General features: G+C 74.6%; 6 protein-coding genes. 5 read left to right on the top strand and 1 reads right to left on the bottom strand.

The genetic code is table 11. The annotated features are described in order from the left end of the window. Positions 1-180 precede the first annotated feature (180 nt). Positions 181-1,362: a glycosyltransferase family 4 protein gene (locus ABZ885_RS28660; RefSeq protein ID WP_360194622.1), complete on the top strand. Its 1,182-nt coding sequence runs from the start codon at positions 181-183 to the stop codon at positions 1,360-1,362. Between the two features lie 4 nt (positions 1,363-1,366). On the opposite strand, the gene ABZ885_RS28655 is transcribed toward ABZ885_RS28660, so the two are convergent. Next, positions 1,367-3,364, bottom strand: a complete 1,998-nt coding sequence (locus ABZ885_RS28655; RefSeq protein WP_360194619.1) for a glycoside hydrolase family 15 protein — start codon at positions 3,362-3,364, stop codon at positions 1,367-1,369. Positions 3,365-4,141: 777 nt separating this feature from the next. Here ABZ885_RS28655 and ABZ885_RS28650 point away from each other — a divergent pair. From ABZ885_RS28650 to ald, 4 genes are all read left to right on the top strand, one after another. After that, positions 4,142-5,779 carry a CTP synthase gene (locus ABZ885_RS28650; RefSeq protein WP_360194616.1) on the top strand — a complete coding sequence of 546 codons (1,638 nt, stop codon included), beginning with the start codon at positions 4,142-4,144 and terminating at the stop codon, positions 5,777-5,779. Positions 5,780-5,878: 99 nt separating this feature from the next. Further along, complete coding sequence (locus ABZ885_RS28645) at positions 5,879-6,517, top strand: NUDIX hydrolase (protein ID WP_360194613.1); 639 nt, start codon at positions 5,879-5,881, stop codon at positions 6,515-6,517. A gap of 207 nt (positions 6,518-6,724) precedes the next feature. Then, positions 6,725-8,977 carry an AAA family ATPase gene (locus tag ABZ885_RS28640; protein ID WP_360194611.1) on the top strand — a complete coding sequence of 751 codons (2,253 nt, stop codon included), beginning with the start codon at positions 6,725-6,727 and terminating at the stop codon, positions 8,975-8,977. Between the two features lie 260 nt (positions 8,978-9,237). Continuing rightward, positions 9,238-10,353 (top strand): alanine dehydrogenase, encoded by a 1,116-nt coding sequence (ald, locus tag ABZ885_RS28635; protein ID WP_360194608.1) that lies wholly within the window; start codon positions 9,238-9,240, stop codon positions 10,351-10,353. Positions 10,354-10,451 lie beyond the last annotated feature (98 nt).

The raw sequence follows: 10,451 nt of genomic DNA, 5'->3' as shown, positions 1-10,451 counted from the left end.
GCCGGGCGCGCGCCGGGGGCGGCCCCCCGCCGCGCCGGACGGCGACGCGCCCCGGGTGGCGCCGACTGTCCAAGAGGGCCGCCGACCTGGCATGGTGGCGGCTGGACACTGGCTTTCCAGTCCCGAGCGTCGCCGGCGGGAAACCCCCGCGGAAGCGGCGCGCGAACCTGATCGAGTCGGATGCGAGACGACGTGGACCATTCCGCCGCCCGGGCCACCGCGGCCGCCCCTGACCGGGGTCAGCTGCACGTGGTGCTCGTCCTGGCCGCCAGTACCGGCGGCATCGGTGCGCACGTGCGGTCCCTGGCACAGGGCCTGGTCGCGCACGGGGTCACCGTGACGGTCTGTGCGCCCGCCGGGACGGACGCCCTGTTCGGCTTCTCCCGCAGCGGCGCCCGGTTCCACCTGGTCGACATCACCCCCACCGCGGGCGCCCGCAGCGACGCCGCCGCGATCGGCGAGCTGCGCCGCGCCTTCACCGGTGCCGACGTGGTGCACGCCCACGGCCTGCGCGCCGGGCTCCTCTCCGACCTGGCGCTGCGCACCGCCGGCCGCTTCCCGGGCCTGCGCCCGGAGACCCCGCTGGTGGTCACCTCGCACCACGCGCTGCTGGCCACCGGCATGGAACGCCGTCTCCAGCGGCTGATGGAGCGCCGGGTGGCGCGCGCCGCCGACCTGGTGCTCGGCGCCTCCTCCGACCTGGTGGCCCGGGCCCGCGAGCTGGGCGCGACCGACGCCCGGCTCGGGCCGGTCGCCGCCCCGCCGATGCCGGAGGGCCGGCTGGACCGGTCCGCGGCCCGGGCCGCGCTGCTCGGTGACGGCCCGGACCGCCCACTGGTGCTGGCGGTCGGCCGGCTCGTCCCGCAGAAGGCCTTCGGGCTGCTGCTGGACGCCTCCCGCGAGCTGGCCGCGCTGGACCCGGAGCCGCTGCTGCTGCTGGCCGGCGACGGCCCGGAGGCCGCCGGGCTGCGCGAGCGGGTGGCCGCCGAGAAGCTGCCGGTGCGCCTGCTCGGCTACCGCACCGACGTCCCGGACCTGCTGGCCGCCGCCGACGTGGTGGTGCTGTCCAGCCGCTGGGAGGCCCGTTCGCTGGTGGTCCAGGAGGCGATGCGGGCCGGCGTGCCGGTGGTCGCCACCGCCGTCGGCGGGATCCCCGAGCTGGTCGGCGACGCGGCCGTGCTGGTCCCGCCCGGCGACGCGGCGGCGATCGGCCGGGCGGTCCGCGAGCTGCTGGCCGACCCGGACCGCCGGGAGCGCCTGGTGGCGGCCGGCCGGCAGCAGGCCGAGACCTGGCCGGACGAGGCCGCCACCGTCGCCCAGGTGCTCAGCACCTACGACGAGCTGGTGCAGCGCACGCCGTGACGCCTCAGACGGTGGCCTGCTCGGCCCGGTCGGCGGCCGGGCCGTCCGGCTGGGCGGAGAGGTAGGCGCCGCCGCAGGCGGTCAGCCGCAGCGCGGTGTCGATCAGCGGGACGTGGCTGAAGGCCTGCGGGAAGTTGCCGACCTGGCGCTTGGCCCGCGGGTCCCACTCCTCGGCGAGCAGCCCGATGTCGTTGCGCAGCGACAGCAGCCGGTCGAACAGCTCGCGGGCCTCCTGCACCCGGCCGATCATGGCCAGGTCGTCGGCCAGCCAGAACGAGCAGGCCAGGAAGGCGCCCTCGTGGCCGGAGAGCCCGTCCACGTTGTTGCCGCTCTCGTCGTGGGTGGGGTAGCGCAGCACGAAGCCGTCCTCGGTGGACAGCTCGCGCTGGATCGCCTCGATGGTGCCGATGACGCGCTTGTCGTCCGGCGGCAGGAAGCCGACCTGGGGGATCAGCAGCAGCGAGGCGTCCAGCTCCCGGCCGCCGTAGTACTGGGTGAAGGTGTTGCGCTCCGGGTCGTAGCCCCGTTCGCAGACGTCCCGGTGGATGGTCTCGCGCAGTTCGCGCCAGCGGTCCAGGTGGCCGTCGGAGGGGGCGTCCTCGGGGGTCTGCTCCAGCAGCTTGATGGTGCGGTCGACGGCGACCCAGGCCATCACCTTGGAGTGGACGAAGTGCCGGCGCGGGCCGCGGACCTCCCAGATGCCCTCGTCCGGCTCCTGCCAGTGGTCCTCCAGGTACTCGATCAGGCGCAGCTGGAGGTGGTGGGCGTGGTCGTTGCGGACCAGGCCGGTCATGTGCGCCAGGTGCAGGGCCTCGACGACCTCGCCGTAGACGTCCAGCTGGAGCTGGCCGGCGGCGCCGTTGCCGACCCGGACGGGCTGTGAGCCCTCGTAGCCGGGCAGCCAGTCCAGCGAGGACTCGGTGAGCTCGCGCTCGCCGGCGATGCCGTACATGATCTGCAGGTTCTCCGGGTCGCCGGCGACCGCGCGGAGCAGCCACTCGCGCCAGGCCCGGGCCTCGTCGCGGTAACCGGTGCGCAGCAGCGAGGAGAGGGTGATCGCGGCGTCGCGCAGCCAGGTGTAGCGGTAGTCCCAGTTGCGCTCGCCGCCGATGTCCTCGGGCAGGGAGGTGGTGGGGGCGGCGACGATGCCGCCGGTGGGGGCGTAGGTGAGGCCCTTGAGGGTGATCAGCGAGCGGATCACCGCCTCCCGGTACGGGCCCTGGTAGGTGCACTGGCCGGCCCAGTCGTGCCAGAAGTCCTCGGTGGCGGCGAGCATCTCCTCGGCGTCGGGGACGGCCGGTGCCTCCAGGTGGGAGGCCTGCCAGGTGAGGGCGAAGGCGATCCGCTCGCCGGCGGTGATGGTGAAGTCGGCGTAGGTGGTGAGGTTGCGCCCGTAGGTCTCGGCCTCGCCGTCCAGCCAGACGGAGTCGGGGCCGGCCACGGCGACGGTGCGGTGGCCGCCGTCGGCCTGCTCGACCCGGTGCACCCAGGGCACCACCCGGCCGTAGCTGAACCGCATCCGGACCGCCGAGCGCATCCGGACGGTGCCCTTGAGGCCCTCGACGATCCGGATCATCTGGGGGACGGCGTCGCGGCCGGCCAGCGGGCGCGGGGGCATGAAGTCGGTCACCCGGACGGTGCCGCCCTGGGCGTCCCACTCCTGCTCCAGGATCAGCGAGTCGCCCCGGTAGCGGCGCCGGTCGGCCGGGACGGCCGGTGCGGCGGCGGTGGCCGGCGGGACGCGGAGGTCGCCGGTGTCGGCGATGCGGGCGCGGACGGCGGCCGGGGCGGGGGCGGCCGCGGGGGCCGGCGGTTCGGCGGCGACCACTTCGGCCGGGCCGATCCGCCAGAAGCCGTGTTCATCGGTGCCGAGCAGGCCGGCGAAGACGGCCGGCGAGTCGAAGCGGGGCAGGCACAGCCAGTCGACCGCCCCGTCCCTGCTGACCAGGGCGGCGGTCTGCATGTCCCCGATGAGTGCGTAGTCCTCGATACGGCCGGCCACGTGGATCTCCAGTTCGCAATGTGGTCAGGACGCATCGGCGATCCGGGGAGAGCCAGCGGGTCTGCGGGGCCGGGGCCACCCCCGGGACGTCCGGCCTGCCGGGGGGTGGTGGCGGGCCTTGCCGGAGTGTCCGCGTGAGGCTCGGTGGAGCCCCTGGAGTGGTGGGGATGAGCAGATTACGGGGAGGTCCGGTCGCGCATCGGGGACAGGGAGTGTCCTGACCCTCCCACGCCCTCCGCGTGCTCGTGCTGTCGGCGATGCGTCCGTGCAGCTTACGACGGACGAAAGGGGCGAAGCACGCGGGCGCCGCCCAGCGTGGCGCCACAATTCGGGGGAAATGCCGTGCATCGCGGGTACGCCGTTCAGGATGGCCCGGAAGGATCAGCTCCGGATGGTCCGTCGGGAGGGCCGGTCATGGCCCGGACGAATGGCCATCAGGTGGCCCGACCGGGCCGGTGGTACGACCGGTGTGGCCCGTGCGCCGGGTGGTGCGCCTGTGCTGCGCCGGGGAGTGCGCCGGGCGTGTGGTTCCGCGCCCGGGCCGGTGGCCGGGAAAGCGCCCCGGCCGGGTCACTGATACCCTGGTATCCCGTGGACCGGTGGGATCAAACGCCCCGGACCAGCCGAACCGACGACCCTCCGAGCGACGTGCCCTGCACCGCGCTCCCGTCGGCAGGCGAGCCGCGAGCCTCCCGCCCACGTCACCTTCGACACGCGACCCACGGGAGCCCCCTCTTGGCACAGCCCCATTCCGGCAAGGCATCGAACAGCCGCGCCGTGACGACCAAGCACCTCTTCGTCACCGGGGGTGTCGCCTCTTCGCTCGGCAAGGGCCTCACCGCCTCCAGCCTCGGTGCGCTGCTCAAGGCCCGCGGCCTGCGCGTGACGATGCAGAAGCTCGACCCGTACCTCAACGTGGACCCGGGCACCATGAACCCGTTCCAGCACGGTGAGGTCTTCGTCACCGACGACGGCGCCGAGACCGACCTGGACATCGGCCACTACGAGCGGTTCCTCGACACCAACCTGCACGGCTCGGCGAACGTCACCACCGGCCAGGTGTACTCGACCGTCATCGCCAAGGAGCGCCGCGGCGAGTACCTGGGCGACACCGTCCAGGTCATCCCGCACATCACCAACGAGATCAAGTCCCGGATCCGCCGGATGGCGACCGAGGACGTCGACGTGGTGATCACCGAGGTCGGCGGCACCGTCGGCGACATCGAGTCGCTGCCCTTCCTGGAGGCCGTCCGCCAGGTCCGCCACGAGGTCGGCCGGGACAACGTCTTCTTCGTGCACGTCTCCCTGCTGCCGTACATCGGCCCCTCGGGCGAGCTCAAGACCAAGCCCACCCAGCACTCCGTCGCTGCGCTGCGCAACATCGGCATCCAGCCGGACGCCGTCGTGCTGCGCGCCGACCGCGAGGTCCCGCAGGCCATCAAGCGCAAGATCTCGCTGATGTGCGACGTGGACGAGGAGGCCGTGGTCGCGGCCATCGACGCCAAGTCGATCTACGACATCCCCAAGGTGCTGCACGGCGAGGGCCTGGACGCGTACGTCGTGCGCCGGCTGGACCTGCCGTTCCGCGATGTGGACTGGACCACCTGGGACGACCTGCTGCGCCGCGTCCACGAGCCGCAGCACATCGTCAAGGTCGCGCTGGTCGGCAAGTACATCGACCTGCCGGACGCCTACCTGTCGGTGACCGAGGCGCTGCGCGCCGGCGGCTTCGCCAACAACGCCCGGGTCGAGATCAAGTGGGTCACCTCGGACGACTGCGAGACCCCCGAGGGCGCCCAGGAGCAGCTCGGCGACGTCGACGCGATCTGCATCCCCGGCGGCTTCGGCGACCGCGGCGTCAACGGCAAGGTCGGCGCGATCACCTACGCCCGCGAGAACAAGGTCCCGCTGCTGGGCCTGTGCCTGGGCCTGCAGTGCGTGGTCATCGAGGCGGCCCGCAACCTGGCCGGCCTGCCCGAGGCCAACTCCACCGAGTTCGACGCCGCGGCCAAGCACCCGGTCGTCTCCACCATGGCCGAGCAGCTGGCGATCGTCGACGGCAAGGGCGACCTGGGCGGCACCATGCGCCTGGGCCTCTACCCGGCCAAGCTCGCCGAGGGCTCGATCGTCCGCGAGGTCTACGGCGGCGAGCAGTACGTCGAGGAGCGCCACCGCCACCGCTACGAGGTCAACAACGCGTACCGCGCGGACCTGGAGAAGACCGGCCTGCAGTTCTCCGGCCTCTCCCCGAAGGGCGACCTGGTCGAGTACGTCGAGTACCCGCGCGAGGTGCACCCCTACCTGGTGGCCACCCAGGCCCACCCGGAGCTGAAGTCCCGCCCGACCCGCCCGCACCCGCTGTTCGCCGGCCTGGTGAAGGCGGCCATCGAGATCAAGACGGCGACCGCCTCGTAACAAGTGGTCGACGACCCGTCACCGGACGGCGGCCCCGCGATTCCCGCGGGGCCGCCGTCCGGCGTTAGATTGTGTCGTACTGACGAAAAGGGGAGAGCGATGGACGACCGCAGGATCTTCGACGTGGCCGAGGAGTGGGAGGTCCGGGGGAGCACGACGCCGTTCCGGGGCAAGGTCACCGGGGTGCGCTCCGAGGAGGTCCGGATGCCCGACGGCAGCTGGGCCCGCCGCGACTACCAGATCCACCCCGGCTCGGTCTCCGTCCTCGCCCTGGACGACCAGCAGCGGGTGCTGGTCCTGCGCCAGTACCGCCACCCGGTGCGCCAGCGGCTCTGGGAGCTGCCGGCCGGGCTGCTCGACGTCCCCGGCGAGAACCCGCTGCACGCCGCGCAGCGGGAACTGTACGAGGAGGCCCACTGCAAGGCCGGGACCTGGCGGGTGCTGGTCGACTTCTACACCTCGCCCGGCGGCACCGACGAGGCGCTGCGGCTCTTCCTCGCCACCGACCTGGCCGAGGCCGAGGGCGAGCGCTACGAGGCGCACGGCGAGGAGCTGGAGCTGGAGACCGCGCGGGTGCCGGTCGCCGAGCTGGTCCGGCTGATCCACGCCGGCGAGCTGCACAACCCCACCCTGATCACCGGCACGCTCGCCCTGCACGCGGCGCTCACCGGCCCCGGCGGCCTGGACGCGCTGCGCCCGGCGGAGTCGCCCTGGCCCGCGAGGCCGTTCGGGGCCTGACCGTTCCCGCCGCGGGCCCGACCGCTCCCCGTCGCGCCCCGCGGTTGATCCGCGGGGGTGATTTACCGGTTCGTACGACCGGATGTCACGCCGGGCCGCCCGGGCGGTCGAACTACGCTTCGCAGACAGGGCGCCCGTCCGCGGGCCGCCTCCGCTGAGCGCTGGGTGACGTCGGGAGTGGCACGGGTGGCGAGGAAGACGGCGACGATGGAAGCGGGCCCCGGCGCGCCCGTCGAGGGCGTTCCCGGGCTGGACCGGCTGCCCGCCGGTCCCACGCTGCTCGTCGGCCGCCGCGCCGAGCTGGCCGCGCTGCGGGCCGCCGCCGCACGCCCCGCCGAGGGCCGCTGCCCGGTGCTGGTGCTGGCCGGTCGCCCCGGCTCCGGCCGGACCACGCTGGCGGCCCGGTTCGCCGTCACCGTCGCCGCCGACTACCCCGACGGTGTGCTCTTCGCCCGGCTCTCCGCCCCCGACGGCGGCCGGGTGCCGCCCGCCCGGGCCGCCCGCCGGCTGCTGGAGCAGCTCGGCGCGGACGGCGCCGGCGTGCCGCTGCCCGGCGCCGTCGAGGACGTCCGGGACGAACCGGCCTGCGTGGCGCTGCGCGAGGCGCTCGCCGGACGGCGCGTGCTGCTGGTGCTGGACGACGTCCGGGACGCCGGGCAGCTCTGGCCGCTGCTCGCGGACGAGCCCGGCTGCCTGGTGCTGGCCACCACCGCCGGGCCGCTCACCGGGATCGAGGACATCGACCCGGTCATCCTCGGCGGGCTCGACCGGCAGGCCGCGGGCGAACTCCTCGGCGACCTGGTCGGCGGCACCAGGATCGGCTGCGACCCGGTCGGCGGGGCCGACCTCGCGGAGGCCTGCGCCTCCCGGCCGGCCGCGCTGCGGCTGATGGCCGGGTGGCTGCGGAGCAACCCCGAGCTGGCCGTCACGGACGCGGCCCGGGAGCTGGCCAGGGCGGTGCGGGAGGCGGACGGCCGGCCGGCCGGGGACGCCGGCGTGAAGCCGGGCACGCCGTCGGGGGCGCCGAGCGGCACGCCGACGGGGGCATCGGGCGGCAAGCCGACGCCGAACGGGAAGCAGCCGGGCAGCGGGGACGGGCGGCCGGAGGGAGCGGCGGGACCGGGCGGGGACGGCGGCGCCGGGCAGCCCGCCGCGGCCGCCGGGAGGAACGCGAGGGGCGGGCACCGCGGCAAGGGGGACAAGGGCGGGAAGGCCGCGGCGGACGGCCGGCGCCCCGAGGCCGAGGGAGGGAAGCCCGCGGGGCAGGCCCCGGTCGCCGGGCAGGCCCCGGTCGCCGGGCCGGCCCCGGCCGGCGGGCCGACCCCGGCCGTGCCGCCGACCGATCCGGCCGCCTGGGTCAAGCCCGCGCCGGAGCCCGCCGAACCCGTTCCCGTCCCGGACAACGACCCGCTGATCGGCGCCTTCACCCTCCTCTACGACGCGCTGCCGGCCACCCAGGCCCGGATGCTGCGCGCGCTCACCCTCGCCCCCGCCCAGACGGCGGACCTGCGCACCGCCTCCGCGCTGGTCGGCTGCCCGGCCCCGGAGGCCGCCGCGACGCTGGCCGCGCTCGCCGAGCGGGAACTGCTCGGCGAGGAGCCGCCCGCCGCCGACGGCACCCCGCGCTACCGGGTGCCCGGCCGCCTCTACCCCCGGCTGGTCCGGCTGCGCGAGCGGGAGGACCGGCCCGCCGAGATCGAGCTCGCCCGGGCGCGGCTGCTGGAACGGCTGGTCCGGCTGACCGAGTCGGCCCGGGCCCTGCTGGAGCCGGCCGACGGCCCCGGTCCGGACCCGCTGCCCGGCCCGCTGCGGCTGCGCTCCGCGACCGACGCCCGGCAGTGGCTGCTCGGCGAGCGGGACGTGCTGCTGGGCGCCGTCGCCGACGCGATCGGCCAGGGAGACCTGGACGGTTCGGCCGGCCGCCTGGTCACCGCCCTGCTGCGCTCGCTGCCGCTGACCGGCGCGGCCGCCCCCGCCGACCTCTACCAGCTGCACGAACTGGTGCTGACCGTGGCCGAGCGGCACGGCAAGCCCCGCCGGGCCGCCGCCGCGCTGCTCAATCTGGGGGACCTGCAGGCCGCCGCCGGACGCTGGGACCAGGCCGGCGGGCACTACCGGGCGGCCCTCGAACACGCCCGTTCCGCCGACGACGAGCCGCTCTGCGCCCGTGCGCTGGAGAGCGCGGCCGGCTGCCACCGCGCGCTCGGCGACGCGGTGCGCGCGGCCGACTGGTACGGGCGGGCGCTCGGGCTGCGGCAGTCGATGGGCGACCAGGCCGCCGAGGCCCGGCTGCTCGCCCGGGTGGCCGAGGCGCACACCGGGCAGCGCCGCTTCGAGGAGGCCGAGCGGGAGTACCGGGCCGCCCTGTCGGTGCTGCGCCGACTGGGCGACGACCGCGGGCAGCAGGCCGTCGGGGTCGCGCTGGCGGAGCTGCACGAACGCCTCGACGGCGGGTGGTAGGGGGCACTTCGGAGGTATTGTCGGAGATGCCCGGTTGAGACAGCTTTGACAGAAAGATCATTGGGGAAGCCTACGAACCTGCCAATGTGTCCGGCAGATTTATTCACTTTGGAAGGCTGACACGCCGCCTGGGCTTCATTACACTCGGACTCAGTCGCGCAGCGATCCGTGCCCCGGTGTCTCCGGAGGTCTCCCCACGTGCGCGTCGCCCGCCGGTCTTCTCCGGTAGGGACCCCCATGGCAAGAGGACGTGTTTAGCCGTGAAGGTCGGCATCCCCCGCGAGGTCAAGAACCACGAGTACCGCGTGGCCATCACGCCCGCCGGCGTGCATGAGCTGGTCCGCAACGGACACGAGGTCTACATCGAGGACAACGCCGGTCTCGGCTCCTCGATCCCCAACGAGGAGTACGTGGCCGCCGGCGCCACCATCCTCCCCACCGCCGACGAGGTGTGGGCCACCGCCGACCTGCTGCTGAAGGTCAAGGAGCCCATCGCTCAGGAGTACCACCGTCTGCGCAAGGGCCAGACCCTCTTCACGTACCTTCACCTGGCGGCCGACCGCGCCGGCACCGACGCGCTGGTCGCGTCCGGCACCACCGCCATCGCGTACGAGACCGTGCAGCTCGGCAACGGCGCCCTGCCGCTGCTCGCCCCGATGTCCGAGGTCGCGGGCCGGCTGGCCCCGCAGGTCGGCTCGTACCACCTGATGCGCCCGGCCGGCGGCCGCGGCGTGCTGCCCGGCGGCGTGCCCGGCACCCACCCGGCCAAGGCCGTCGTCATCGGCGGTGGCGTCTCCGGCTGGCATGCGGCCACCATCGCCATCGGCATGGGCTACGAGGTGACCCTGCTCGACCGCGACATCAACAAGCTGCGCGAGGCCGACAAGATCTTCGGCACCAAGATCAAGGCCATCGCCTCCAACTCGCTGGAGCTGGAGAAGGCCGTCCTGGACGCCGACCTGGTGATCGGCGCCGTGCTGATCCCGGGCGCCAAGGCCCCCAAGCTCGTCACCAACGAGCTGGTCTCCCGCATGAAGCCGGGCTCCGTGCTCGTCGACATCGCCATCGACCAGGGCGGCTGCTTCGAGGACTCGCACGCGACCACGCACGCCGAGCCGACCTTCCAGGTCCACAACTCGGTCTTCTACTGCGTGGCCAACATGCCGGGCGCCGTCCCGAACACCTCCACCTACGCGCTGACCAACGCGACGCTGCCGTACGTCGTCGAGCTGGCCAACCGTGGTTGGAAGGAGGCGCTGCGCCGCGACGCCGCGCTCGCCAAGGGCCTGAACGTCCACGAGGGCCAGATCACCTACGGCGCCGTCGCCGAGGCCTTCGGCCTGGAGTCCGTCTCCCTGGAGAGCGTCCTCGCCTGACCTCGTCCTCCCCGGCCGCAGCGGTCCCGCGCCTCCGCAGGCGCGGGGCCGCCCCGACCCGGGCCGGCCCCCGATCCGCAGCGCGGCGGGGGGGGCGA

This window comes from Kitasatospora sp. NPDC047058 (genome assembly GCF_040643935.1).
GTDB lineage: Bacteria > Actinomycetota > Actinomycetes > Streptomycetales > Streptomycetaceae > Kitasatospora.
Note: the sequence above shows the minus strand (reverse complement) of the source record. Positions and strands in the feature narration are given on the sequence as shown.

What these genes read in the sequence shown, in the direction of transcription:
- ABZ885_RS28640 (WP_360194611.1), top strand. Translation starts at nt 6,725, where the DNA reads ATGGAAGCGGGCCCCGGCGCGCCCGTCGAGGGCGTTCCCGGGCTGGAC.
- ABZ885_RS28645 (WP_360194613.1), top strand. Translation starts at nt 5,879, where the DNA reads ATGGACGACCGCAGGATCTTCGACGTGGCCGAGGAGTGGGAGGTCCGG.
- ABZ885_RS28660 (WP_360194622.1), top strand. Translation starts at nt 181, where the DNA reads ATGCGAGACGACGTGGACCATTCCGCCGCCCGGGCCACCGCGGCCGCC.